This is a genomic window from Arthrobacter sp. TJ-217, from assembly GCF_058269255.1.
This window is the reverse complement of sequence record NZ_JBZCNJ010000004.1, coordinates 55756-81648: the sequence shown is the minus strand read 5'-3', so window position 1 is coordinate 81648 and position 25893 is coordinate 55756. Positions and strand designations below refer to the sequence as shown.

23 protein-coding genes are annotated in these 25893 nt (G+C 65.1%); 11 read left to right on the top strand and 12 right to left on the bottom strand.

What is annotated here, in order from left to right:
* Positions 1-133: 133 nt before the first annotated feature.
* The 4 genes from AC4D2R_RS08380 to AC4D2R_RS08365 form a co-directional block, all read right to left on the bottom strand.
* Entirely contained in the window at positions 134-946 is an 813-nt protein-coding gene (locus tag AC4D2R_RS08380) for an alpha/beta fold hydrolase (protein ID WP_490939247.1), read from the bottom strand.
* A gap of 615 nt (positions 947-1561) precedes the next feature.
* Positions 1562-3442: a GAF domain-containing sensor histidine kinase gene (locus AC4D2R_RS08375; protein WP_490939245.1), complete on the bottom strand. Its 1881-nt coding sequence runs from the start codon at positions 3440-3442 to the stop codon at positions 1562-1564.
* Positions 3443-3567: 125 nt separating this feature from the next.
* A complete protein-coding gene (locus AC4D2R_RS08370; protein ID WP_490939243.1) occupies positions 3568-4245 on the bottom strand; it encodes a LuxR C-terminal-related transcriptional regulator in 678 nt (225 codons plus the stop codon).
* 9 nt (positions 4246-4254) lie between these two features.
* Complete coding sequence (locus AC4D2R_RS08365; protein ID WP_490939241.1) at positions 4255-4614, bottom strand: response regulator; 360 nt, start codon at positions 4612-4614, stop codon at positions 4255-4257.
* Positions 4615-4773: 159 nt separating this feature from the next.
* On the opposite strand from AC4D2R_RS08365, the gene AC4D2R_RS08360 reads away from it, so the two are divergent.
* The 7 genes from AC4D2R_RS08360 (at position 4774) to AC4D2R_RS08330 (ending at position 9782) form a co-directional block, all read left to right on the top strand.
* Positions 4774-5241, top strand: coding sequence for an esterase/lipase family protein (locus AC4D2R_RS08360; protein WP_490939239.1), 468 nt, complete (start codon positions 4774-4776; stop codon positions 5239-5241).
* On the top strand, positions 5181-5507 hold the full coding sequence (locus AC4D2R_RS08355) for an alpha/beta fold hydrolase (RefSeq protein ID WP_490939237.1): 327 nt from the start codon (positions 5181-5183) through the stop codon (positions 5505-5507). The genes AC4D2R_RS08360 and AC4D2R_RS08355 overlap by 61 nt, the downstream gene beginning before the upstream one ends.
* Before the next feature lie 48 nt (positions 5508-5555).
* The gene (locus AC4D2R_RS08350) at positions 5556-5918 is read left to right on the top strand and encodes a cupin domain-containing protein (protein ID WP_490939235.1); all 363 of its coding nucleotides are present in this window, start codon (positions 5556-5558) and stop codon (positions 5916-5918) included.
* Between the two features lie 49 nt (positions 5919-5967).
* The gene (locus AC4D2R_RS08345) at positions 5968-6927 is read left to right on the top strand and encodes an alpha/beta hydrolase (protein WP_490939233.1); all 960 of its coding nucleotides are present in this window, start codon (positions 5968-5970) and stop codon (positions 6925-6927) included.
* A gap of 327 nt (positions 6928-7254) precedes the next feature.
* A complete protein-coding gene (locus tag AC4D2R_RS08340) occupies positions 7255-7683 on the top strand; it encodes a nuclear transport factor 2 family protein (RefSeq protein WP_490939231.1) in 429 nt (142 codons plus the stop codon).
* Between the two features lie 230 nt (positions 7684-7913).
* Positions 7914-8747 (top strand): sulfite exporter TauE/SafE family protein, encoded by an 834-nt coding sequence (locus AC4D2R_RS08335; RefSeq protein ID WP_490939229.1) that lies wholly within the window; start codon positions 7914-7916, stop codon positions 8745-8747.
* A gap of 285 nt (positions 8748-9032) precedes the next feature.
* A complete protein-coding gene (locus AC4D2R_RS08330) occupies positions 9033-9782 on the top strand; it encodes an SDR family NAD(P)-dependent oxidoreductase (protein ID WP_490939227.1) in 750 nt (249 codons plus the stop codon).
* 1492 nt (positions 9783-11274) lie between these two features.
* Here AC4D2R_RS08330 and AC4D2R_RS08325 read toward each other — a convergent pair.
* Positions 11275-12489, bottom strand: a complete 1215-nt coding sequence (locus AC4D2R_RS08325; protein WP_490939225.1) for an MFS transporter — start codon at positions 12487-12489, stop codon at positions 11275-11277.
* 118 nt (positions 12490-12607) lie between these two features.
* A complete protein-coding gene (locus AC4D2R_RS08320; protein WP_490939813.1) occupies positions 12608-13375 on the bottom strand; it encodes a helix-turn-helix domain-containing protein in 768 nt (255 codons plus the stop codon).
* A 136-nt stretch (positions 13376-13511) separates the two neighbouring features.
* Here AC4D2R_RS08320 and AC4D2R_RS08315 point away from each other — a divergent pair, with 136 nt between their 5' ends.
* Positions 13512-13919 (top strand): Rossmann-fold NAD(P)-binding domain-containing protein, encoded by a 408-nt coding sequence (locus AC4D2R_RS08315; protein ID WP_490939223.1) that lies wholly within the window; start codon positions 13512-13514, stop codon positions 13917-13919.
* A 516-nt stretch (positions 13920-14435) separates the two neighbouring features.
* On the opposite strand, the gene AC4D2R_RS08310 is transcribed toward AC4D2R_RS08315, so the two are convergent.
* Positions 14436-15026 carry a dihydrofolate reductase family protein gene (locus tag AC4D2R_RS08310; protein WP_490939221.1) on the bottom strand — a complete coding sequence of 197 codons (591 nt, stop codon included), beginning with the start codon at positions 15024-15026 and terminating at the stop codon, positions 14436-14438.
* Between the two features lie 467 nt (positions 15027-15493).
* Positions 15494-16072 (bottom strand): TetR/AcrR family transcriptional regulator, encoded by a 579-nt coding sequence (locus AC4D2R_RS08305; protein WP_490939219.1) that lies wholly within the window; start codon positions 16070-16072, stop codon positions 15494-15496.
* Positions 16073-16098: 26 nt separating this feature from the next.
* Between AC4D2R_RS08305 and AC4D2R_RS08300 the strand changes: the two genes are divergently transcribed.
* From AC4D2R_RS08300 to AC4D2R_RS08290, 3 genes are all read left to right on the top strand, one after another.
* Positions 16099-17328: an MFS transporter gene (locus AC4D2R_RS08300; protein ID WP_490939217.1), complete on the top strand. Its 1230-nt coding sequence runs from the start codon at positions 16099-16101 to the stop codon at positions 17326-17328.
* Between the two features lie 463 nt (positions 17329-17791).
* Complete coding sequence (locus AC4D2R_RS08295; RefSeq protein ID WP_490939215.1) at positions 17792-18529, top strand: class I SAM-dependent methyltransferase; 738 nt, start codon at positions 17792-17794, stop codon at positions 18527-18529.
* Positions 18530-18544: 15 nt separating this feature from the next.
* Positions 18545-18955 (top strand): YunG family protein, encoded by a 411-nt coding sequence (locus AC4D2R_RS08290; protein WP_490939213.1) that lies wholly within the window; start codon positions 18545-18547, stop codon positions 18953-18955.
* 41 nt (positions 18956-18996) lie between these two features.
* On the opposite strand, the gene AC4D2R_RS08285 is transcribed toward AC4D2R_RS08290, so the two are convergent.
* The 4 genes from AC4D2R_RS08285 to leuS are packed head-to-tail and all read right to left on the bottom strand — an operon-like array spanning position 18997 to position 25701.
* Positions 18997-21378: a ComEC/Rec2 family competence protein gene (locus tag AC4D2R_RS08285; protein WP_490939211.1), complete on the bottom strand. Its 2382-nt coding sequence runs from the start codon at positions 21376-21378 to the stop codon at positions 18997-18999.
* Positions 21375-22271 (bottom strand): ComEA family DNA-binding protein, encoded by an 897-nt coding sequence (locus AC4D2R_RS08280; RefSeq protein ID WP_490939209.1) that lies wholly within the window; start codon positions 22269-22271, stop codon positions 21375-21377. Before AC4D2R_RS08280 ends, AC4D2R_RS08285 begins: the two co-directional genes overlap by 4 nt.
* 47 nt (positions 22272-22318) lie before the next feature.
* Entirely contained in the window at positions 22319-23173 is an 855-nt protein-coding gene (locus AC4D2R_RS08275) for a DegV family protein (RefSeq protein ID WP_490939207.1), read from the bottom strand.
* Positions 23174-23202: 29 nt separating this feature from the next.
* On the bottom strand, positions 23203-25701 hold the full coding sequence (leuS, locus tag AC4D2R_RS08270) for a leucine--tRNA ligase (RefSeq protein ID WP_490939205.1): 2499 nt from the start codon (positions 25699-25701) through the stop codon (positions 23203-23205).
* Between the last annotated feature and the right edge of the window lie 192 nt (positions 25702-25893).

Here is a 25893-nt window from a genome sequence, read left to right as displayed (position 1 = left end):
GCACCATCCTCAAGTGGAGGAGTGCCACCAACGTAATCTGGTCGAGGCGGGAAAGGGGGTCGCCCATCTGGTGTACAGAAGAACCAGCCCGGGATCGGCCGGGCTGATTCTTCGGCGTTCCTGCCTTTCCGTGTCAGTCCGCAGTGGCCTCGGCCGCCGCCTTGATGAGGTCCGTCATTTCCTTGGGATGGCTCACGAAGGCCAAGTGGGAACTGTCGATCCTCACAATGGTCGCGCCGGCCCGTTCAGCCATGAACTGCTCAGCGATGGGCGAGAGGCTGCGGTCCTGGTTCCCGATCAGCGCCCAGCTCGGAATTGTCTTCCAGGCGGGAACCCCTGAGGGGGTGTTGAAGGCACGGGCAGTTGCGGGCCGCTGGGTTGCGGCGATCACTGCTGCCTGCCTGGCCGAAAGGTCCTGCGCGAACAGCCCGTGGACGAACAGGGGGTCGATGTAAAGATCGACGTCCCCTTCGGGCGCGCCGGGGTATGGCCGCTCGATCAGGTGGTTGTTGAGGTCGGTCTGGCCCCCACCGAGAGCGCCCGCCTCGGCCAAAGTTTCGCCTTCGTCCGGAATATGGCCGCTGACGTAGACCAGGGCCTTGACGTTTGGGTTTCCGGTGGCGGCGTTGGTGATGGTTGCACCGCCGTAGGAATGCCCCACGAGCACGACGGGACCGGTGATGGTGCTCAAGAACGACCGCAGGTATTCGGCGTCCTCAATGATTCCCCGGAGCGGATTCGGTGGAGCGATTACCGGGTAGTCCTCCTTCTGAAGTCTTTCGATCACTCCTGCCCATCCCGAGGCGTCTGCGAAGGCGCCATGGACCAGAACCACGGTCGGCTTCGGCGCGGTGCCCTTGTGCCCTGAACTGCCGGCCTCCGGGCCGCCGCCGGCCGCCGAGGGAAGTCCCACCCCCAGCGTGAATGCCAGGAGCAGCGTTATCATCGTCCGTCGCCAAGACCTTCTGGTGACAGGTGCCTGCAATTCCATAATTGAACCTTCCATAAAGATTTGGGCCCGGCCGAGATTCCCTTTCGGGCATGGCGCAATACCTTCGGCTAATGCGTGCCCGGACCGGGCGTCGTGGTGGCAGGGCCCTACGTGCTGACAGGGCGAGGGAACACCACAGTGGATACCCAGCGAACACCACAATGGTGTCCACCGGACCGGCCGGGATTGTTGATTCGGGCGCTGCGCCCTTCGGCTGGAAGGACACCCGCGGATTGCCACGGCTGTGCGGCCGAAAATTCCTGTGTAGACCCTGCTGGAGGAGGGAGGCAGCTTCAAGTGTCTTTTCCGTTGGGTTCCTGATCCCACCGGTGTCAATGTCGCTCAGTCAATCGAACGTGGAAATCCACCGCTCATGGCGAATTGAATTTCGAAATCGCGGGCCCACCCTCCATTGGGGAGAGCCGCCAGATGTTCTACCGTTCCGCGGTTCGACTAGTGGCCCGCTTCAATGCTGAATATTCTGCTCCGTTTTTGAAGTTTGTCTAGCATTGTGATGCACGTATGTTGTTTGTGAAGCACTGGCCCGACCGGCTGAGTGGGCGGCTCCAATCACCTATCCCCGTTACGTTGGGAAGCCGAGGACAGTGGAAGAGTCACTTCGAGGTCCGTGCCAGATCCTGATGGGCTCGTGATGGTAATCGTTCCACCGGCGGCCTCGATGCGGTCGGTCAGTCCAGTGAGTCCGGTTCCCATGTCTGGGTCGGCGCCGCCCACGCCGTCATCGCGCACTCGTAGGTGAAGCTCGTCTCCTGCATCCGAGAGCCACGCTGCGACGTCTACATGCTCTGCGTGCGCATGCTTGATGGCGTTCGTGATCGCCTCAGCGGCGGTGAAATACCCTGTCGTCTCTACAGTCGCGGGGAGTCTGGGCAGCAGCAGGTGCAACGTGACGGGCACCGGTAGGTCGGTGACGAAGGATTCGATGCCAGCCACGAGACCTCCTCGAGTGAGCGCGACGGGCAGGATGCCCCGCACCAGGTCCCGCAGTTGCCGGTTGGCTTCTTCGGCGTGCGACAAGGCTTCCTGAATGAGGGCGGCCGTAGACATCCCGTGCGCGCCTTGGTCGCGGGCGAGCTTCAGCGCCAGGATGGTGTGTACCAACCGCTGCTGCGCTCCGTCGTGCACATCGCGTTGTAGCTGGTGCCGTGCGTCATTTGCTGCTTTGACCATGCGCTCTCTGGAGGCGATGAGCGCTTCCCTGGCCCGGGCGTTGGCAATAGCCGCCGCAGCGAGGTCAGCAAAGGCTTCAAGATCAATGCCGGCAGGGCCCGCCTTCGTATCCGGACGGGGCGCAACGAGCAAAGCGCCGGACAACTGGTCGGCGACTGTGACGGGTACCCCGACGGCGGCTTCTGCGTCGCTGCCGAACACGCCACGCGCGGCGGACGTCACCTCGTCAACGTGCCTTGAGCCGCGCAGGCTCCGCTCGACCAGTGATTCTTTGACCACGGGGAGCCTTGTTCCTGCTGGGATCCCGCTTCGACAGGCCGCCGCTATTATCGGGCCATCCGCGTCGAATCGCACGATCACGACCGGCGAGTCATCGAGCAGGCGGGACAGTTCTGTCGCGATGGAATGGAAGACGGTCGACGGCGCTGCGCCGCTTGCAATGAGCTCGGCAATCCTGCGAAGTGCTGCCTGCTCCTCGGCAAGGTGGCGCAGGTGCAGGCGGGTCAGGATCGCGGATACGACCTGGCCGGCGACCTGTGCGAGGTTCGTTAACCGCGCGGCGGTTGTGTCGGGTAGTGGGTGAGCCTGCGCTTCAATCTCGAGATACGCCCAGGTGCGCTCGTGGGTCTGGATGGGGTAGGACAGGGACAAATGATCCTCCGCCGTCGAAGTTGAGCTTTCTGGAGGTGATGAGAGTGTCATCGGGGGCGGATTGATAGCTGCCCGCGCAACGCCTCGCAGGGTGAGCGCGTGATCCACGGTCATCGCCAGCGCGATTTCGGATGAGGTGCCCGTGACTGATTGCTCGGCCAAAAACCGTATTGCGAGATCGTGCTGGGCAATAGCGCGCAGTTCCTCCCGCGCCTCGATGTTGGCGATCGTCGTCACAACGAGTTGAGCGAAGCTCTCGAGCCTGTCCTCAGTGCGCCTAGGTAGGGGTCCGGTGAGGGAGGTGGCTGAGAATGCACCCCAGACGACGCCTTCGATGATCACCGGTACTGAAACGCACGCCCGAAGCCCATACCGCTCGGCGAGAGCGGCGTTGACCTCGAGCCTGAAGTCATCGACACGCACGCTGCATTTCTGCTGGCGTACTCGATGCGGCTGGGTATCCGGTCCGAACTTTATGCGGGTGCCGATCGGCGTCGGGCCGGCATGGGCGGCCACCACCGTGATTTCGTCGACGGCGGTGTATCGAGTGATCGTGACCGCGTCACCATCAAGTTGCCGGGATGCCTCAATCGCTGCCAACTGGAACACATCTTCAGTGCGGCTCGCCCGCGCAACGAGGTCAGCGATGTCGCGGAGAGAGCGCCCTTCGCTGGCTAGTCTCTGTAACCCTTCGAGGTCATGATCGGGAATCGGAGGCTCGGGCGACCTCATGATCAGGGGCACTGAGCGGCGAGGTAGCGGAGCACGGCCTGCACCCGGCGGTGGCCATCGGTCTGCTGGGCGAGCCCGAGCTTCCGGAACATTGCCGTGACGTGCTTCTCGACAGCCGCTTCGCTGATGAGAAGCGCACGGGCGATGCCTCGATTCGATAATCCTTCTGCCATGTGGGCCAGTACGCCGCGCTCGCGGTCGGTGAGGTCAGCGAGCTCAGAGGGCACAGAGCGCGGCCGCAGCATCCGTGTGACAACTTCGGGATCCAGCGCACTTCCTCCATGGGCAACCCGTTTGACCGCCGCTACAAAATCGTCGACGTCCCCCACACGTTCTTTGAGTAGATACCCGACGCCTTGCGGCCGATCACCGATCAGGTCGATCGCGAATTCGGGTTCGCAGTACTGCGTCAGCAGCACTACTCCCGTACGAGGCAGGCGTCTGCGGACTTCGATGGCGGTACGCAAGCCATCATCACCGTGATGTGGAGGCATTCGAACATCGACGACGACGACATCGGGACGGAACGCCAAAGTCATGGCGAGAAGTTTGGTCGCATCCCCGGTCTGAGCGATGACGTCCAGCCCTGCACCCAGGAGCACCCGCGTCACTCCTTCACGGAGGAGTACATCGTCCTCCCCGACGGCAACGCGCACCGGGGACGGTGCGGGTGAACTCACCGACCTTCCTTACCCGTCGCCGAGAATCGACCGGAGCGTCGAGCACGACAGCTCGCTTTTCGGAATGAAGCCGTTCGCCCCGACCGCGGCTGCTTCCTCTGCTGAGGTTGCGTCGCTATCGGCGGAAATCAGCACCACCCGAACCCGATACGGTGCTGCGGTGAGTTGCCGGCTCAGTTCCAGACCGTCGCTGTCAGGAAGCCCAATATCAACAAGTGCAATGTCAGGCCGAGAGGCGCCAGCACAACGCAATGCCTCGGCCACGTTTCCAGCGTCGCCACCTGGCGCGTACCCACAGCTCTCGAGCAGTCTTCTCGCCAAGTCCCGAAACCTTTCATCATCATCGACGACGAGTACGAATTGGGCCATCCCCCAGCCTCCCACTCAGTCTGCTCTTATGCAGGGGGGTTTACCAGAGCATTACTCCGGATATCCCTGGCGCGACGGCGGAGACGGCGGACGAGACTTGATCTGTCAAAGGCGTGCAGTGAGCAAGGCACCCGTACCCACTGCACAAGGGAGAACATCATGAGCATCACCGAACCCGCAACGGATAAGCCGACTGTGGTCCTAGTCCACGGGGCCTTCGCGGATTCATCGAGCTGGAACGGGGTGATCAGCGTACTTCTGGCCGAGGGCTACCCGGCGATCGCCGTCGCGAACCCGCTGCGCGGGGTCACCGTCGATTCCGAGTACCTCCGGGCTCTCCTGACCGACATCACCGGCGAGATCATCCTCGTCGGGCACTCCTACGGCGGCACGGTCATCAGCGGCGGCGGCACTGGCAACCCCAACGTGAAAGCCCTGGTCTTCATCGGCGCCTTCGCACCCGAGGAAGGAGAGACCCCGGGGAGCTTGCCAATAAGTTCGAAGGCTCCACCCTCGGGGAAACGCTCGCTGCGGTGGATGTCCCCGGCGGCAGGGACCTTTACATCATGCAGAGCCGCTACCACGCGCAGTTCGCGGCCGATTCCTCGGCGGAGGTCGCCGCGGTGATGGGTGTCGGCCAGCGCCCCATCCTGGAGGCCGCCTTCTCGGAGGCCTCCACAGAGCCGGCGTGGAAGTCGGTGCCCTCATGGTTCCTCTTCGGTGCCGAGGACCGGAACATCGCGGCCGCCGCCCACCGTTTCATGGCCGAGCGCGCCGGGTCACGGAAAACGATCGAGCTCAAAGGCGGCTCCCACACGGTCGCGATTCCCGAGGCGGCCCAGGTCGTTGACCTGATCCGCGAAGCCGCCGCCGCCACCACCGGCCGCCAGTAAGACGATAACCGGGCAACACGAGCCGCCAATCTCAGAAGGATCAGGAACATGACCGAAGCACAAGAGGCCAAGCCGGCCCTGACCCGGGTCAGTCTGCAGGATGCGTCCAGTCCGGTGCAGGGCTGGAGGATCCGTCAGACCCTGGTGGAAATCCCTGAAGGCACCTCCTCCGGCCGGCACAGCCATCCCGGGCCCGAAGTGGGCTACATCATCCGCGGAGACGTGTCCATGGAGTTCGACGACACGCCCCCGCTCGAGCTTCACGCCGGAAGCCCGTTTCTCATTCCGCCGAACACCATCCACAACGCGGTGAACGTCGGTTCGGTCACCACGAAAATGCTCTCGACCTACTTAGTCGCAGAGGACCAGCCACTGGTCACCAACTACCCCGCACCGGAACGTGCCGAATGAACATCAGTGCACATCATCCATCCATGCAGCAGCCCAGAAAGGTACGACCATGTCCAAAGTAGTGCTCGAACCAGGTGCCCAGATCATCGCCGACGCTACCGCCCAGCCACCGGCTCTGGCCGACCTGGGGGTCGAAGGTGCCCGCAAACTGCTCGATGACCTCCAGGCAGCCCCGGTCGACAAGGTCGAGATCGGCGAGGACAAGTGGATCACCGTCCCGGCCGAAGTCGGAGACGTACAGGTGCGCATCATCAAACCCGTGGGCGCCACCGGGACGCTGCCGGTGATCCTCTACGTCCACGGAGGCGGCTGGATCCTTGGCAACGCCGGCACCCACGACCGCCTCATCCGGGAACTGTGCGCCGGGGCCAACGCCGCCCTGGCCTTCGTGGAATATGACCGCTCCCCCGAGGCCCAGTACCCGAAGGCCATCGAGCAGGCCTACGCCACCGCGCAGTGGATCACGAAGCAGGGCGCCACGGAGGGCCTGGACGGGTCCCGCATGGCCGTTGCCGGTGACTCGGTCGGCGGCAACATGACCGCGGCCCTGACTTTGCTCGCAAAGCAGCGCGGTGACGTGACCTTCGTCCACCAGTCCTTGTACTATCCGGTCACGGACGCCGGCCAGGACACCGAAAGCTACCGCACCTTCGCCGACGGACCGTTCCTGACCGCCAGAAGCATGGCCTGGTTCTGGGACGCCTACCTCCCCGACGTCAGCCGTCGCTCGGAGATCACCGTCTCACCGCTGAGGGCCACGCTCGAGGACCTTCGAGGGCTTCCGCCGGCCCTGCTGCTCGTGGACCAGAACGACCCGCTCCGGGACGAGGGCGAGGCCTACGCGGCGAAACTCGTCGAAGCCGGGGTGCCCACCACCAGCGTCCGCTACAACTTCGTCACCCACGACTTCATGATGCTCAACCCCGAACGCGTCACCCAGGGAACGACCGCCGCCATCGAGCAGGCAATCCGCTCGCTTCAGAAGGCGCTGGGAACCGGAACGGACTAGAACGGATCTGCCCGCAGGACCCCCGGCCACCCACCGGGGGTCCTCGTCGCATCGGCTAACCGGGCCGGGCGCGGGTGCGAGATCCGAAGCCAAGTGCAGCCGGCAGACCCTGACCAGCACTACCGGGCTGCCGGCGGCGCACTGCCCACCCTCTATCGGCGGCAGGCGGAAGCAGCAAAGTGACACCACCCACCTTTATTGACCGAAAAGACAACAAAAGACTACGCTGAACCGTCCGCGCCCACGAGGCAGAGGAGGTTGGAATTCTCCACTCCCTCGCCGTCGACGCGGCAGCCCCCAAATGCAGTAACTGAAAGGTGCATCACCATGGATCAGGAACAGACCAGCGCAGCAGAGCAAATTGCCCTTGCCAAGGAATATTTCAGGAGAGTCGACTCCGGAGACCCCAACCTGCTCGACATGTTCACCGATGACACCGAGATCTTCTTCCCGAAGTTTGGATTCGCGCATGGGAAAGCGGAGATCGTTCCATTTCTCGTCGGCCTTGGTTCGGCCGTGACCTCGTTTGATCACCCCCAGGCCCGAATGACATTCACTACCAGCAACAACCGCGTCGTCGTCGAAGGAGCGGAATCCGGCGTGCTCGCCTCCGGCGTGCCTTTCCCCGGCGACGCCCGGAGCAGTGGTCTTTTCTGCAATGTCTTTGAGTTCCGCGGCCAGCTGATCAGTCGTCTGCACGTCTACGCGGACCCGGATCTGGCCGGCCAGCAGCCCCCACTGTTCACCTGGAACTGAAAGACGGCGGCTCGAAGTACCCGATCGCCAACCGGCGGTAGGGCGCCGGGCACCTGCTGCTGAGAACCGAACCCGCCCACAACCGCGGCCCCGCGGCTGCTCCCTCGGCACGGGAAGTGATCATTGCCCTTCACCTTGAACAATCAGAGACGGCAGGAGGCCGGCAGGGCCTCCTGCCAGGTCGAGGCGGTGGAATGCTGTCCACCCCCCCCCCCAACTTGAGGAGAAAAATGGGTGGCTTGAAGGAGAGTTCCCCACCCGTACCCCACGGGGCGGGGACGAGCTTCTGGATGGTTCTCATCGCGGTCGGACTTGTTGGGGGGCTTCTGTCCGGCCTGTTTGCGATCGGCGGCGGAATCATCATGGTGCCGCTCCTGATGGCCCTGGCTCATTTCGACCAGCGCAGGGCCGCTGCGACGTCGCTTGCCGCGATCGTACCGGCCTCGGTCGTCGGCTCCATCACCTACCTGCTCGCCGGTGAGATCGACCTCCTTGCGGGGTTCTTCATCGCCATCGGCGGCATCGTCGGGGCGCTGCTCGGAAGCGCCCTCCTGAAGAAGATTCCCATTGTGTGGCTGCGCTGGATGTTCATCGTCTTCATCCTCCTGGTCGCAGCTCGCCTGTTCCTGGTATCGCCGGTCCGTGGAGAAAGCCTTGAATTTTCTGTGCTGGTCGGGTTTGGCTATGTCCTGCTCGGCCTGGCCATGGGGATACTCTCGGGCCTGTTCGGAATCGGGGGCGGAATCATCGTGGTGCCGGCTCTGATTGGGATTTTTGCCATCAGCGACCTCATCGCCAAAGGCACCTCATTACTGGTCATGATCCCCACCAGTGCCATCGGCACAGGTGCCAACTGGCGGGCCGGAACCGTCGACGTTCGAGCCGGTCTCATCGTCGGGGTGGCCGCAACAGCCGCTTCCATTCCGGGTGCTGGCCTCGCTCTGGCCCTGCCGGCGCAGTTGTCCGGCATTCTCTTTGGCCTGCTGCTCCTCGTCGTTGCCACGCAGCTCACCGTCCGCGCCGTCAGAACATCCCGCACCTCGCGCGCCTCCCCAGCGAGATAATCACCGGAAGCCCGGGAGGGCAACGTCATCGCGGGAAGTACTGCATGCATCCGGGCCACGACCTCCACGTGCGCCCCGAGGGCAGCGCCGACGCCCGTCCTTGCACCCCTCGGCTTCGGCATCATCACACCAACCAGTCACCAACCAATGCCGGCACCATCGGACACCGCAGCGAACCCCGCAAACCCGGAACCGACCCGACGGCACCCCCTTATTTTTGACCCTATAGACAAAAACCATCTACGATGAGATATCCGCGTCGTATCAGAAGAACAGAGGCCCACCATGGGACAGCTTGAGAACAAAACCGCATTGATCACGGGAGGGACAACGGGCATCGGCTTCGCGACCGCCCAACGCTTCATCGAGGAGGGAGCGCATGTCTTCATCACCGGTCGCCGCGAGGCAGAACTGGATGCCGCGGTCGCCAAATTGGGAGATCGGGCAACAGGAATCAGGGGCGATGTCGCGGATCTCGACAACCTCGACCGCATCTTCTCCGTCGTCGCATCCAGCGGAAAGGACCTCGATGTTCTGTTCGTGAACGCCGGGGGCGGAGGGTTCGCAACGCTTGAGCAGCTGACCCCCGAGGCCTTCGATCAGACCTTCGGCGTCAACGTGCGAGGGACAGTCTTCACGGTGCAGAAGGCGCTGCCCATGCTCGCGGATCACGCCTCCGTCATCATCGCGGGATCGAATGCGGCGAGCAAGGGGAACCCTGCGTTCGGCGTCTACGCTGCGACGAAGGCCGCCTTGCGCTCGTTCACGCGCACATGGGCGGCGGAGCTCGCCGGCCGTCACATCCGGGTCAACACGATCTCCCCCGGGCCCACCGAGACGCCCGGCCTCACCGGACTCGCCCCCGACCCCAGCCAGGCACAGGATATGCTCGACGCGATGGCCGGAAACGTCCCGCTCGGACGCCTCGCCCAGCCGGCTGAGATCGCCAACGCCGTGCTGTTCCTCGCCTCGGATCAGGCAAGCTACGTCACCGGCACCGAACTGTTCGCAGACGGCGGGGAAACCCAGGTCTGAATATTGCAGTAGGGCCGGGAAGCCCTTCCCAGTTGAACAGCCCGGACGGACATGGTTGCCCGGAGCACCCCGCGCGAGAACGTGGAAAGCGGGCGACCAGGCCCGATAGTTGGAGCTCTCCCCACGAGGGGAGAGCTCCAACTGCGTAAGGTGACTTTTCCAAGCCCTGCACTGCTCACCCGCTTAACCCCGCACGAGGCCAAGCGGAGGCACCGGTTAAGAGCTCCTTCACACGTGCCAGGATCTCTGCCGTGAAATGGGATTGGATAGCATTACTCCGGCAGGTGAGCATTACAGCCCAGACTTCACCGACCAGAAACGGCTCCTCACGGCAATCCTCAACTGCGGCCGCACCATACTCGCCGCGCACACTTGAGCCGATTCCCAGTTCGTCCCAGAAGGATCACCTCGCTGCCGCGTTGGAACTGCCCGAGAAGGCGGCCGCCGAACCGTACTCATACGCCCTACTCCGAGTTCGGTGCCGCGGGTCCATCCGAGCCACATAGCGGTATGCACTCCTCCGCATAATCCCGCGTGATGCGCCGTTGAATACGGCAAAAGCGACAGGGGCCCGGAGTGTTAATGCCGTATCAGCCCGACAGGGAGGGTGGACCGATCCTGCAGGTGTTCCAGGAGGCGGACCGACCTGAGCGAGGTCATTGCACCCTTTCGGACTGATCCTGGAATACGGTCTCGGTTGTTCATACCCGGGTTCCCGGCCCGGGCGGCACACCCGGTGGGTCGTTCGTTGGCTCCGGCCAGCCCCCGGGGCGGCGCCCCATGCGGGAGTTCCGTCCGGCATGCCGTTTCCGCTGCCGCGTCAGTCGCGCTTTCCTGTCGGCCCGCCGGAAGATCCCCACCGTGAGGATGGCCGCGATGGCCGTCCCGGCGGCAAAGAACACACCCGAGAAGAGGTAAAGGAGGAACAACCACCAGGCCACACCGGCCGAATACTCCACCAGGCGACCGCCCCTACGGGCCGCCGGCACACGCACCTCAGGTGGTGGCTCCACTATTCCGGCGAGCCATGCGAAAGATTCCACGGCCCAGCCGAAGCACGCCCCGCTGAGAACCACGCCCCCCAGCACAAACACCGCATCGCGCAAACCCCTGCTGAACCGGTCCTCAGTCGACGTCGGCATCTTAAAGAACCTCATTGTCCCCCCTCATACGCCACCGCCGCGCCGCCGCGGCTCCAGCGCCCCGCCCGCCACTGTACAGGGGGGTGACCCGCCCTACTCGGACGAGCGCCGCGTGCTCGACCCGGAAACCGGCACAACGCTGTAGTTTAAGGCCGGGACCGGCCCGGGACGGGGAAAGGCGTTCGTGCTCCACCACGGGGACAGAATCATCCCGCTTCACACCTCCCCGTACACGGAGCACGAGAACCAAGTGACCGGTAAGACGTACTACGAGACGGAAATTGCTCCTTCGGGACGAGCATCCTGGCCGGCGGCCGGTGTATGAGGCGAAGATCAGCGAGCTGGGGCTCTCACGCCTGAATGCCCACCTTTGGTGCCCGGTCAGCCCGCAAGTGTGGCTGCGGTATTAAGGGTGCGGCGCTGCGGGCGAGGAGGGCGCCGGCGACACACAGGATGAAGGGTAGGGACAAGGCGGCAGATAGGCCGGTGAGGTGGGAGATCCATCCGATGACGGCGGGACCCGCCAGAAGGCCGACGTACCCGGCGCTCACAACCCTGGCCATCATCTGTCCCTGATTCTTCGCTCCGAGGTTCCCGGCAGCGGTGAAGAGCTGGGGCACCGTGCCGGAGAGCCCGAACCCGAAGACAAGCCAGCCGGTCAGCGTGACCGGGTGAACCGTGGAGGTGATCACGATGAGGATGCCACCGGCTGCGATTGCGCTCCCGTATCGAACGACCCTCACAGGGCCGAACCGATAGGAGATCCTGTCCGCAAAGAACCGACCAATTGTCATTGCTAGGGCGAAAGCCGCGAAGGCCAGCGAGCCGACGGCTTCGGAGGCACCGATGTCCTGCACCGCGTGCAGCGCCGACCAGTCATGGGCGACACCTTCGGCCAACATGAGGAAGAACGCCAGGGCTGCCAGTGCCATGATTCTCCGACGTACATCCCGCGCCGGCACCTCCGCGGCGGCCGGTTCCACCGCCCCGACCCCGCTCGGTGCGCCAGGCGGCAGCAAGTACCGGATCGAGGTGCCCATGACACCGAGGACGACGACGGCACCGAATCCCAGGGACCAGAAGAGGTGGAGGTGGAAGCTTTGCATCAGCGCACCGACACCGGCTCCGACCACCGCGCCAACGGAGAAGAAGGCGTGCAGGCTGGACATGATGGGCTTTTTCCAGCCGCGCTCCACACGCACCGCCTGATCATTCATGGATACATCAACCGCTCCCTCGCCGAAGCCAAGGACAAACAGGGCGATACCAAGACCCCACGCATCCTGGGCAAACCCCGGGAGCAGCACGCCCATAGCAAGGACCAGGCACCCGAGGATCGCGGTCAACCGGCTCCCCCACCGATCGATGAGAACGCCCATGACCTGCATGCCTGCTACTGATCCCAGGCCGAGCAGGAGAAGCAGCCCGCCCAGGAGACCGTGTGACAACCCAGTGGATGCCTGTATTGCCGGGATGTTCACGACCCACATGGCCAGAGCCAGCCCTGCAAGGAAGAACAGGCCCATGACAGCCAGGCGGGTGCTGCGAAGAGCGCGGGAGGGCACCAACGAAGCCTACGGGAGACACCCGGCATTCAAGGAAAGATGTCGTACCCAATAGGACTGGGCAGGGGCACCCAAGAGAGGTCTCACAAACGATCCACTAACTGTCGGCTGTATGTCATTAAGGGGCACTCGTCAGTTGTCGTTCGGTTTTGCGCCATGCACCCGGTGCTGTGCCCGTCTCTCGCTTGAACGCGGCACTGAAGGCGTAAGCGGACCCGTAGCCCACATCATGCGCGATCAAGTGGAGGGGTTCATCTGATTCGCGGAGTCGTTCCTTCGCGAGAAGTACGCGCCATGAGGTGAGGTACGTCAGTGGCGGTACGCCGACGAGATCCGTGAATCGCTGAGCAAGGGTCGCGCGGGAGACGTGGGCGAGTTTTGCCAGCGAGGCGACGGTCATCGGCTCTGCCGGCGACCCGTGCATCGCCTGCAGCGCTGTCTTCACGGCAGGATCGCTCAGGGCCGTGTACCAGGTTGGAGCGTTGAGCGGACGTGAGGCGAAATGGTGACGCAGCACCTTGATCAACAGCACATCCAACAATCGATCCAGCACTGTCTGCTTACCCGGTGGGGCGTAGGAGAGTTCAAGCTTGATCAGATGGACGACGCTGCTGATCGCCGCGCCTTCTTCGGCTCGCACGATGACCACCTCTGGCAGGCCGTCCAGTAGCGTGCTGCAAAGATCACCCTCGAAGCGGTAGGCGCCGCAGAGAAAGGTGGTGACGGGACCGTCGCCGCGGACTATGAAGCCGTCGCTTGTTCGCTCGATGTCCGGATCTGCGAGGAAAGTCGATAGATCGACCAGGTCCGCGGACGACCGGCCGGAGAGACTATGCACCTCGGTGCTGCGGACGGCGGCTATGTCACCAGTTCGGAGGACATGAATCTGATCGCCTCACCCTCGTCCTCGCAAGACTGGCCGTCGAATAGCTCGCATCCTGCGCGAGGCAGACGTGCCTGTGCGGACAGCGGCCCGCTCAGGCACTGATGTCTTCTTCGATTGGGATGATTCATCGACGTACATGGACGCCCTCGCCGGCGTTCACCGCTTGTATCTCGTGCCGCCCGCATTTCGAACCGACTTCGCCGAGACTGTAATCGGCTTGATCGAGGAGGCGAAGCGCGCCGGGGTGCAGCACATCACCTTTCTCAGCGCTCGAGGTATCGAGTATGCGCCTGACGACGTCTCGCTGCGCGCCGTAGAGATACATCTGTTAGCAGCCAAATCACCGAGCTTCACCATCCTGCGGCCGTCTTTCTTCATGCAGAATTTCACAGAAGGCTCTTTCGCTTACGCGCTCGCTACAGGAAGTTTCGCCCTGCCGGCGGGCGACGGCGAAGAGGCTTTTATCGACGCCCATGACATTGCCTCCGTGGCCGCAGCCACTCTGCTTGACCCCTCAGTCATGCGGGCGGCCAGTACGAGCTGACCGGCCCGGACGCCCTCACGCATACGGAGGTCGCCAAACATTTCAGCGCGTCCGGACGCCCCGTCGAGTACCAGTCTGTGCCGGTCGCTGACTGGACGGAACAAGCAACGTCCAACGGTTTACCCGCTGACTATGCCGGTTTCCTTGCCTTGCTGTCCGGCATCGCCGAAGGAAACGGCGCTCGACCGACTGGTGAAGTAGAGCGCATACTCGGCCGGCCAGCGACTGCTTTCCCGGAAGTCGTTCACCGCGAGGTCGCACCGGTGACTAAGTAGCCGGACTGTTTCACGATCCGTCTTGCCCAGGGAATGAGCGGTGAAAGCGACTCCCCTGTATATCGACGAACGCGGCGGACCTGCTACGGGCAGGCGTCTTCGTAGTGAGCTCGATGCAAGGTGGCGCGACGCAGTAAGCTGCGCGTGGTGCAGCGGATGAGATGCGCGGGTTGACTAAGGATGTTCCGCGTTCAGGACAGTGGGATGCCCGCGGCAACGCAGAAGTGAGACACCACTACCATCACGGGCGCTCTTCGTTCCTTGCCCGGATCCCATACACCAGCTCGACCAGTCCCTGGTCGTACGATGTTGCGCTCCGAAGAGTCAGCAGGTTCGGGTCCTGCCCAGGAGGAAAGACGCCCCGGCCCATGCCTATGGCAATCGGCATCACCACGAGCCTCACCGAGTCCACGACGCCCGCGGCCAGAAACGTCTCCGCCAGGGTAAGGCTTCCCCAGACAACAATGGCCCCGCCGGTCTCGGCCTTGATCCGCCTGATCGCTTCAATAGGGTCACCTGATTCGATGGCCGCCTCCGCCATGTCTCCCCATGGGGCCCTTGTCAGGTGGCGGGAGAAAACAACGCGGCGGAGCGAGTTCAGTGATGGCGCGATGATTTCATGTTTGGATGCCGGTGTTGGCCAGTACTCGACAAACATGCGGTAGGTGTTTGCCCCGAGGACCATCGTGTCAACCGTCTCCAACCACTCCAGCTGGTTGCGGTCAAATTCCGCGGTGCCCCCGTCAAGGAATTCATAAAAGCTGAACTCGTTGTTGGCGTCGGCCGCGAAACCGTCGGCGCTGACAAAGTCCTGAATGATCAGTTGCCCCATGACCTGCTCCTCGCTCCCGCGTCGTCGAGGACTCTACGCCGCGGCGTCTTCCCCAACAACCCCTCCGAAAATGCCGCTGTCTCACATCGACGGTGGCGAGCATCGAGGGTTCCAATACACGGGAAACGGGACACTGCCACTCGTCTGGCATGGCCACAGTTGGGACTTTTACCGCGCAATAAGTAGTGCGGGGTATACGGGCTTTGCGACACCCGCGCTGCCTGCGCAAGCGGTCGAATCGTTACGCCCGCTGATCCACACTTGTACGCAAGACCCCCGTATTTGAGCGCCCGAAATCGACCACTTCGACTTCTTCGCCCGCTGCGGGTTATCTCAGAGCGAATTTGCTTCGCAACTTGGGAAGGTCCCATTCCTGCCGGTCTCCGGAGACCCTGCGCATCAAGACGCCGGAGCTTTCAGCCTGCATGTGCCCACAGCGCGGACGTCCACGAGATCGCCACCTCTGCTTAGCCACGGGCAGCGGCATCCACAGCGGCGCCAGCGGTTTGAAGTCCGAGGCCAACGGCTGTCTCGGTATCCATTCCCCGGAGCAACATTCCGAGTACCCCGGTGTGGATCAGGACAAGTTGCGCGACCAGGGCGTCTACGTGGTCCGCGGTGACGACTGGGATTGCCAGCTCCTTCAGGCGCACTGTCAGCAGCTGCGTGTCACTGGAGAGTGCCTTCTGGAGTTCCGATCCTGCGCGAGGCGATTCAGCTGCTACTCCGAGGAATGCACACCATCGGGCAGCCGTCACACTCGTCCGGTATTCCTTGAGCGCAGGGAAAACTGCCAGCAGCTTTTCCCTGGGGGTGGAGGAATTATCAATGGCCAGCTGCCACGTCTCATCCCACCGCACCAAGCGACGTTCAAGCGCCTGAACGATAAGGCCTTCCTTGTTCCCGAAGTGCGCATACAGCGTGGCCGGGGCCACGCTCGCACGCCGGAGGATCTCGTCCACAGGCGTTGTCGCCACCCCTTGCGTGAAGGCAAGATCCTCCGTGGCGTCAAGCAACCGTTCCCGCGCGCTGGGCTGTACATCCATGACCCCATCCTATAACGTTCGTTTCAATGAAACGGTCGTTACAGAGGAAGCGCGACGCCGCGGGCCCGGTATTCATCGCATCATCCGCGGCACTCATCGCGGCCACCTACGGCCTGGCGAGGCTTGGGTACGGACTCTTTCTTCCCGCCTTTTCGACAGCCTTCGCTCTGACCCCCACGGTCGGAGGCCTGTTGGCTTCCGGCGCCTCCGTCACCTATTGCATCTCGGCGTTCGTGGGATTCCGCTATGCGCCGGCCCGCCCCCGCATGGTCGTTGTCCTGGCTGGGCTGACGGCCACCACGGGAAGCGCGGTGATTGCTGCTGCCCCCGGCACGGCGGCCTTCGTCGGAGCCGTACTGCTCGCAGGAATGGGCGCTGGTTTTGCCTCCCCTGCCCTGGTGGAACTCGTGCAGCGCAATGTCAGGGCCGCACTGCAGGACAAGCTTCAGTCAGTCGTGAACTCAGGCACGGGTTTCGGCGTTATTGCTGCCGGGACCTTCGCCGTCGTCTTTGGATCCTCGTGGCGTCTTGCCTGGGCACTGATTGCTGTCATCACCTTCACCGCAATGATTGGCGTACTCGGTTCAGACATCTCCCGCTTGGGGTCCGGCAGAGGCTCCCGCCGGCCCAGCGTACCGGGGACGCATCATCGAAGGGCCGGGTTCCGTCCGCTGCGGCGTCCGGTCACGGCCGCCTTCGTCTTCGGCATCGGGTGTGCCGCAATTTGGGTCCACGGCCGGACCCTTTTGGAAAGGCACGGTGGGATGGCAGTTGAAACCTCTGCAATCGCATGGATAGCGCTCGGCGTCGGAGGAGCCGCAGCGGCCCTCACATCATCCTGGCTGGCGCGGCACACTATCCAGACAACGTGGCCGGTCACCGTGCTGGGCGTCACAGTCACGACCGGGGTCTTCGCCATCGCACCCCACAGCACCGCCGCGAGCTTCGGAGCGGCGGCATTGTTCGGCCTGGCCTACACCGCCGCGACATCGGTGCTCATCATCTGGGCGGCACAGACGGCAGGGAGCAGTGCCACAGGGACCTCAGTGCTCTTCATCAGCCTTGTCCTCGGACAGGCCCTGGGAGCAACACTGGTCGGCGCCCTGATCGAAACACTGAAACCCGGTCCCGCATTTATCATCGCCGCTATCATCTGCGGCATCAGCGCCTTGGCACCCCTTCATCTGCCACATCGCAGCGGCCACGACACGGGCAGACCCCACGACCCGGAGCTGATACTCCGCAGATCCGAATGACCTTCGCCATTCACCCTGCGGGATCGGTCGGGCAGGTTTCTTAGCCTCTGAGCTGGCCCCCTCCCATAAAAAAACCCTTCAACGTCGCGCTGCACCCGCCCGATGAAACGCCCAGTGTGGGATCGTCCTGTGGGGCATCCTGGGATCGGGTTGGGGTCTGCGGGCGGGCGACGCGCATGCAATGTCCTGCTTCCAGGTCCTGCTGGGCGGATATCCACCTTGACCTGCGAGAATTCCGAGATGGCACCAATAGCGGCACCGGAACTTGGCCGGGTGCGCACCGTTACCGGATTTGCTTTGGCAATGGCCCTTCCGCCGGTGTTGGAGTGGGGCCCGTTTCTTGCCGGCCCCGACTTTCTGCCGCACCATGATCGCGGAAGGCGCGGCCCGGTGACGGATCTTTTGCTGTGCGGGTTCGCGTTTGCTGGGGATTGCTCGCGCGGCGTGGAGTAGCGTGTGCTTGATGCCTGATCCTATTTTCGATCATCCGCGGGTCGCCCGCATTTATGATCCTCTTGACCCTGACCGCAGCGATCTAGATACCTATGTGAACCTTCTCGATGAGTTTCACTCGACTGCGGTCCTGGATGTCGGCTGCGGGACGGGGACCTTTTGCTGCCGCCTGGCGGACCGCAATATAAGAGTCGTTGGTGTTGACCCTGCGGGAGCGTCCGTTGCTGTCGCCCGTGCCAAATCCGGCGCCGATCGGGCGACGTGGGTTGTGGGAACCGTGCTGGATGTGGCCGCGGACACTTCCCATCATCATCAGTATGACCTCGCCACGATGACCGCCAATGTTGCCCAGGTCTTCCTTGGCGACGAAGAGTGGCTCTCTACCCTGCGGGCAGTACGCAAGTGCCTTCGCCCTGGTGGGCGGATCGCGTTCGAAAGCCGTGTACCCTCTGATCGCGCCTGGGTGAGCTGGACAAAGGAACTCACCCGGCGGGTCGTGGACGTTGAAGGAGAGGGGCCGGTGGAGGACTGGGTTCAGGTAACCGATGTGGATGGAGAGCTTGTGACGTTTGATTCCCCGACGATTTTCCTGGCTGATGGTCAGCGCATTGACTCCACGTCCGTCCTGCGTTTCCGCACGGAGGAGGCGTTGTCCCGCTCATTGTCAGAAGCCGGATTCTCCGGGACCGAGGTTCGGGATCTTCCCTACGCACCCGGCCGCGGGTGGCTGATCGTTGCGCGCGCCTGATCCGGCTTGGAACCCATGACTTTTACTTTGTTTGAGCTCGAGCGGGCTTTTCGTCACGCCTGGGGCCCGGACACTACGTGTCTCAAGCCAGGAAGCCTTGCCGGCTGGGACCCCAGGAAGCCGGAGTACGGACAATGCGGACCCACCGCACTTGTCTTGCAGGACCTTCTAGGCGGAGAGCTCCTGATCGCTGATGTCACTGGCGGGCATGAGAACAATGAGGTGCACTACTGGAACAGGCTCTCCGGTGGGCTGGAAATCGATCTCACTCGTGAACAGTTCACCGCGGTCCGCGTCATCGGGGAACCCCGTGTCGTGGTCAGACCGACAGGAGGGCCCCGCGCATACGTCCAGGAGTACCGCCTGCTTCGTGCAAGAGTTTTGGCAGCGCTGAAGCTCGAAGCGTCAAGCTTCCCTGGGGCCTAGTACGAAACCCGGGGTCGGCGGCGGTCGGAAGGGAGCCGCGGTCAAGGTAGTGGATGGACCTGCAGCGCGGCGCCGTCAAGGAGGACGGTGAAGGATCCGAGCCGGTCGGTGCGCGCCGCATGAATCCGCGCCTTGTGGAGCGCCGCGATCACCTGGGGGTGGGGGTGACCATAGTCGTTGCCCTCGCCCGAGGAGATCAGGGCCAGCGCCGGGGCCAGGGCCCGGGCCATCGCGTTGCCACCGTTGCGGGCACCGTGGTGGGCGACTTTGAGGATGTGCACGCCGTTCCGTTGCAGGTCGGGGTTGGCGGTGAGCATCCGTTCGGAGGCGTCCTGTTCGATGTCGCCGGTGAACAGGGCGCGGATGACGCCGTCGGGGGCCGGGATTTCGGCGAGGAGCACCGCGCTTGCATCGTTTTCTGGTGTGGCGCGGTGAACGGAGGAGGGCCAGAGGACGCTCCAGCGCGCTTTACCGGTGGTGAAGCTGTTCCCCGCGGTGAGCCGCGACGGCGTGAGGCCCGCCCCGCGTGTGAGTTCGGTGATCTCCGGTGGCAGGCGGGGTTCTGCGGAGGAGTATGCGACGGCGGCGACGGACCGGCCGCGGAAGACTCCGGAAACACCGGAGTAGTGATCCTCGTGCAGGTGGGTCAGGACGAGCAGGTCGACGGTCTCGACCGAGAGGCCGCGCAGGCAGTCGTCGACGGCCCCGGGATCGGGGCCCGCGTCAATGACGACGGCGCGGCCGTCGCCGCTGCGCACCACGAACGCATCACCCTGGCCCACGTCGCAGGCGGCGAGCAGCCAGGCGGACGGCACGGCCGGTCCGCGCAGGGGGACCACAGTGATCAGGACAAGGCCGATGAGGCAGCCAGCCGCGATGTACAGGGGCACGGCGGCGTTCCGGACGCGCCGCGGCAGGGGCGGCAGCCGGGGACCGCGGATCAGGAGGAGAAGGATCCCCGCGGAGGCCGACGCCGCGAGAAGGACCCCAGGCAGTCCCGGGGTCCAGGGCAGCTGACCGAACGGCGCCTCGCTGCCGGCGCGGGCAACTGATGCCACCCACCAGGTTCCGGCGCGGGCTGCGGAGACGAGAGCGGGCGCGGCGGGCGGCCAGAGGACCAGTGCCACGGCGGCGAGCATCCCGATGATCGTCACGAACGGGATGACCGGTGCCACAGCGATGTTCGCCGGAACCGCGTAAACGGGCAGTGATGGCTCCAGCAACACAAGGATGGGCGTGCAGAAGAGCTGGGCCGTGATCGGAATCGAAACAAGCTGGGCGGTGGTTTCGGGAAGGACCGAGGAGAGCCGTGCGGCGACGAGCGGGCCTGCGAGCACGAGGCCCGAGGTGGCTGCCACCGAGAGGATGAAGGCGTAGGAGGAGCCAAGCCAGGGATCCGCCGCGAGCAGGACGATGACTGCGAGGAACAGCAGGGCCAGTGACTGCCGGCCCCTGCCCGTGACCAGGGCAAACACGCCCACCGCCCCCATCACCGCTGCCCGCAGCACGCTGGGCTCCGGGCGTACCAGCAGCACGAAACCAACCAGCGCCGTGACCGCGGTGCAGGCGCCCACGGACCGCGGCAGCCGAAGGAAGCGGCAGGCGCCGAGAAGGAAAGCGAGAACATAGGAGCAGTTGGCGCCGGACACGGCAGTCAGGTGCGTCAGGCCCGTATCCTTCATCGCCTTTTCGAGATCGCGCACCAGGACGGACCGGTCACCCAGCACCATGCCCGGCAGCAGCCCGCCGTCATCCGGCCCGCCACGGGCTGCTGCCTTTCGGAAGTCCTCGCGGAGTTGCTGGGTGAACCGCTGCCCTCCTTCGGCCTTGTCCACAACCGGGGCGGTTGTGGGGAACAGCACCGCCACCTCCCTCCCCTGACCGCGGGGCCGCCTTAGCGTTCCGAGGACCCGCACGGTGTCGCCGCGGCCCACGCCTTTCCATTCCTCGCCTCCGATAACCACAATGGGCGCGGCCGATCGGAACGGTTCACCGGCCAGGGAGCCTTCCCTGGCCTCCGCCTCGACGAGGAACCGCTCCCCCGCGGTGAACGTGTTCCGGCCTACCGGTGTGGCGTCGCTCGTGGCCCGCAGCACCGCCGAAACCGGGGCACCGCTGGCCGCCGCTTCGTCAACCGGTCCCGAGGTGGCACGTTCGATGCTGCCGGCGGCAGAGAGGAGTACCAGGGCCGCCGCGCCCGCGGGAAGGAGCATCCCACCGGCCCCGCGGCATCGGAGCAGTGCAAGCACTCCGGCCAGGACCGCCGCGCCCGCGCCCAGCAGTGCCGCGACAGGCACGGCCCCGGCAGGCAGGTGCGGTGCGGCTGCGGCTGCCGCCCAGGCCGCGGCGGCAGCACCGGCGAGGCGCAGGTCTGCGGCAGGGTCACCCCGGGGCGGGGCGGGCCGGTTTCGCTCACGCCTCACCCCGTCACGACCAGCGGCATGATTGCCTCAAGCATCCCGGGCCCGATGCCCGGCACTGCGTCGAGGTCCTCAGGATGCTGGAAGGGCCCGTGCTGTTCGCGCCAGGCGACAATCCGCTCGGCGAGCACCGGCCCCACCCGTGGCAGAGCCTCGAGCTCGGCGGCGTCGGCGCTGTTGAGGTTCACCATCGAATCTCCCTGCCCCTTCGGCGCCTGTTCCCCTGCCACCGGGGCGGGTGCCGGTTCGGGGACGGTGGGCGTAGCTGCAGGCTCTCCGGCACGGGGCACGTGCACGTGGGCGCCGTCCGCGGCGGGGGCCGCGAGGTTCACTGCCGCCAGGTCGGCATCCTTTGTCGCTCCCCCGGCGAGCTTGAGCACGTGGAAGAGCCGGGAGCCCGCCGGGGCCTCGATGACCCCCGGAGCCGCGACCGCGCCGGTGAGGTGGACGAACACGACCTCTGCAGGGCGCCCGGCGCCCTGAACTGTCGGACCCGCCGGGGCGCCACTGGCGCGCGGGCCTGCCTCGCCTGCCGACGGGTGACCGCCGGACGGCCCCGCTTCCGACGGGGCGGGACCGGCCAGCGCGTCACCGTCACCGGGGCCCGTGCCGGCGGCGGCGGTGGTGGTGATCGTGCCGGGCAGTGGCTGTTCGAGCGGAACGGATATGGCGGCCGGAGGCGGCCCTCCGCCGCGGCCGAGGAAGAGGGCAACGCCAACGGTGAGGGCAAGTCCGAGGAACACCAGGGCCGCACCGCGCGCGGCGACCCAGCGGCGCCGGCGGACCGGCGGGGACCGGATCTCGGAGGAGGTGGGCTCCCCCGGCCCGGCCGCGAAGGGCCGCGTCCGCACGAGCGGGGAGGGTGGGTCGGTGGTGGCCCACCGGTGCTTCGCCATGGGGAAACGCTAGGCCCGGATCCAGCGTCGATCCGGGTGGGAACCGGCTATGTTGACAAAGGAGCCCCGGTTACGGCGACAGCCATCACTCCGAGTCCTGCGTGGGCCGCGAGGACCGCCGGGCACCGTGCGAGCGAGACCGGCGTCCCGGGAAGACCGGCTTCCAGCCGCGCCGCGAACCCGGCGGCCTCTTCGTCGTTCCCGAAGTGGTGGACGGTGATCTCGGCGCCGTCGGTACGGGCGGACGCATTGGTTTTCACGAGATCGAGGAGCCGCTCCAGGGCCTTCTCGGAGGACCGGACCTTCTCGACCGGAACCACCCTGCCCTCCTGAATCTTCAGCAGGGCCTTGACCGAGAGCACGCTCCCCAGCCACCCCGCCGCCGCGCTGATCCTGCCGCCGCGGCGCAGCTGGTCAAGGCTGGGGACGTAGAAGTAGAGCTGCGAGGTGCGGCAGACCATCGCGGCGGCCGCAGCGCTGCGCTCGAGGCTGAGCCCCTCGCGCAGGGACTTCAGGGCGGTGACGGCCGCATAACCCTGGGGCATGCCAGCGGTGCGGCTGTCGATGATCTCGACGGGGATGCTGACCGACCCAGCCGCGAGCCGGGCGGCGTCCACGGTCCCCGACAACGCACCAGAGAGGTGGATGGAGATGATCCCCTGGTGCCCCTCCGCCTCCAGCTCCTTGTAGGCGCGCTCGAACTGGCCCGGCGACGGACGCGAGGTGCGCACCTCCGAGCCCTGGGCCAGGGCGATGCTCAGTGGCTCCACGAGGGAATCTTCACCCTCGCTGTAGATTTGGCCGGCAATCATGACCGGCAGCGGGACCACGGTCACTCCGGCGGCGCGGCCCTGCCCGTCAAGCCAACCGGGCGGGAACCCGGCCGCGGAGTCGGTGACCACCGCGGCCGGGAGTCCTTGGGGACCCATCGTCAGCTGGGCACGATGTTGACCAGCTTGGGAGCCCGCACGATCACCGTGCGGATGTCGCGGCCGTCAAGGATCCGCACCACCTGCTCGCTCTCAAGGGCCAGGGCGCGCAGCTGGTCCTCAGTGATGTCCGGCGGGACCTGGAGCCGGTCGCGCACCTTGCCCTGAACCTGGACAACGGCGACGACGGTTTCCTGGGTGAGCAGTGACTCCTCGACCACAGGCAGGGCCGCCATGGCGACCCCGGGGTTGTGGCCGAGCCGCTCCCACAGGTCCTCGGCGGTGTAGGGGGCGAACATGCTCAACAGCACGGCCACGGTCTCCGTGGCCTCGCGGACGGCGGGGTCCGCGCCTCCCGGGCCCGAGTCGATTGCCTTGCGGGTGGCATTGACGAGTTCCATGAGGCGGGCAATCACCACATTGAACTTGTGGGCACCCATCAGCTCCGGGATGTCCGCCAGCGTCCTGTGGGTCGCGGAGCGCAGCGCCCGGTCCCCTGCCGAGAAGTCGATGCCGGGCTCACTCGAGACGTCCGCGCCCAGCCGCCAGGCCCGGGCAAGGAATTTGGCAGAGCCCGACGGCGACACGTCCGCCCAGTCGACGTCGTCTTCGGGCGGTGAGGCGAAGATCATGGTGAGGCGGACGGCGTCGACCCCGAACCTGTCCAGCTGCTCACCGAGGTCCACTCCATTGCCCAGCGACTTGCTCATCGCCTTGCCGCCGTTGAGCACCTGCCCCTGGTTCATCAGCGAGGCGAACGGCTCGGTGAAGTTCACCAGCCCCAGGTCGAAGAGCACCTTGGTGAAGAACCTGCTGTACAGCAGGTGGAGGATGGCGTGCTCGACGCCGCCCACGTACTGGCCCACGGGCAGCCAGCGGTTGACGGCCTCGGTGTCGAACGGCGCTGTCTCGAGGTCCGGTGTGATGAACCGCAGGAAGTACCAGGAGGAGTCGACGAAGGTGTCCATCGTGTCGGTGTCGCGCTTGGCCGCTCCGCCGCAGGACGGGCATTCGACGTTGACCCATTCCTCGACAGAGGCCAGCGGCGAGACGCCCCGCGGCTTGAGCTGCGAGCCGTGCAGACCCTCCGGCAGGGTGACCGGCAGCTGGTCATCGGGCACCGGCACCTCGCCGCAGGCCGGGCAGTGGATGATCGGGATGGGTGTTCCCCAGTACCGCTGACGGGAGAGCAGCCAGTCGCGCAGGCGGAAGTTGACGGTTCCCTCGCCGGTGCCCTGTGCGTCGAGCAGCTCGATGGCGCGGGCCACCGCAGCGGTCTTGTCGAGGCCGTCCAGCTCACCGGAGTTGACCAGCACGCCTTCGCCTGTCGTGGCCGTTCCGGAGACCGCCGGATCCTCGGCGCCGGTGTCGACGACGGTGCGCACGGGAAGGTTGAAGGCCCGCGCGAAATCGAGGTCGCGCTGGTCGTGCGCGGGAACCGCCATGATGGCTCCGGTGCCATAGTCGGCCAGCACGTAGTCGGCGGCCCAGACGGGCAGCTTCTCGCCGTTGAGGGGGTTGACCGCGTAGCGGCCGGTGAACACGCCGGTCTTCTCCCGCTCGGTGGACTGCCGTTCGATCTCGGAGAGCTTCTTGACCTGTTCCTGGTACTCCTCAAGAGCCGCGTGGTGCTCGGCTGTCACCAGGTCGTGGGCCAGGGGCGCATCGGCGGCCACGACGAAGAACGTCGCGCCGTAGAGGGTGTCGGGGCGGGTGGTGAAGACCGGAACCTCGTGCACCGGGCGGTCCTCGGTGGCCTCGATGATGAAGCGCACGTGCGCGCCCTCGGAGCGGCCGATCCAGTTCCGCTGCATCGCCAGGACGCGCTCGGGCCAGTGGCCCTTCAGCTGGTCCATGTCCTCGAGCAGGCGGTCGGCGTAGTCGGTGATTTTGAAGTACCACTGGTTCAGGTCCTTCTTGGTGACCATCGTTCCGCAGCGGTCGCAGGCACCGTTGATGACCTGCTCGTTCGAGAGCACCGTCTGGTCCTTGGGGCACCAGTTCACCGGCGAGTTCTTGCGGTAGGCAAGGCCCTTGTTGAAGAACCGGACGAAGAGCCACTGGGTCCAGCGGTAGTACTCAGGATCGGAGGTGTGGATCCGCCGCGACCAGTCGGCGCTGATGGCGTAGCGCTTGAAGGAGTGGGCCTGCGTCTCGATGTTCGCGTAGGTCCACTCGGCCGGGTGCGCATTGCGCTTGATCGCCGCATTCTCGGCGGGCAGCCCGAAGGAGTCCCAGCCGATCGGATGCAGCACGTCGAAGCCCTGCAACCGGGCCCAGCGCGCGGCGACGTCGCCCATGGCGAACGCCTCGGCATGGCCCATGTGAAGGTCGCCCGAGGGGTAGGGGAACATGTCGAGCACGTAGCGGCGCTCGCGCGAACCGTCGTCGAGCGGCTTGAACGAATCGAGCCCGTCCCAGACGGCGGGCCAACGGGCCTCCATCGCGGCGAAGTCGTAGATGTTCTCGTCGGGCTGTCCAGCCTCGGAAGGTGTGCTCACTGTCTTTGACCCTGTTCTGTCATTCTGCGCGATTGCCTCGTCGTTTCCCGTTCCCCGCCAGCGGTGTCCGGGTAACCGGCCCGGACACACAAAAGCCCCTCGTCCAGGGAGGGGCCGCCGCACGCTTGTCGCGCGCGGCTAGGGAAGAAGAATCCGAGTTGACATGGAACAACCTTAGCGCACCCGATCAAG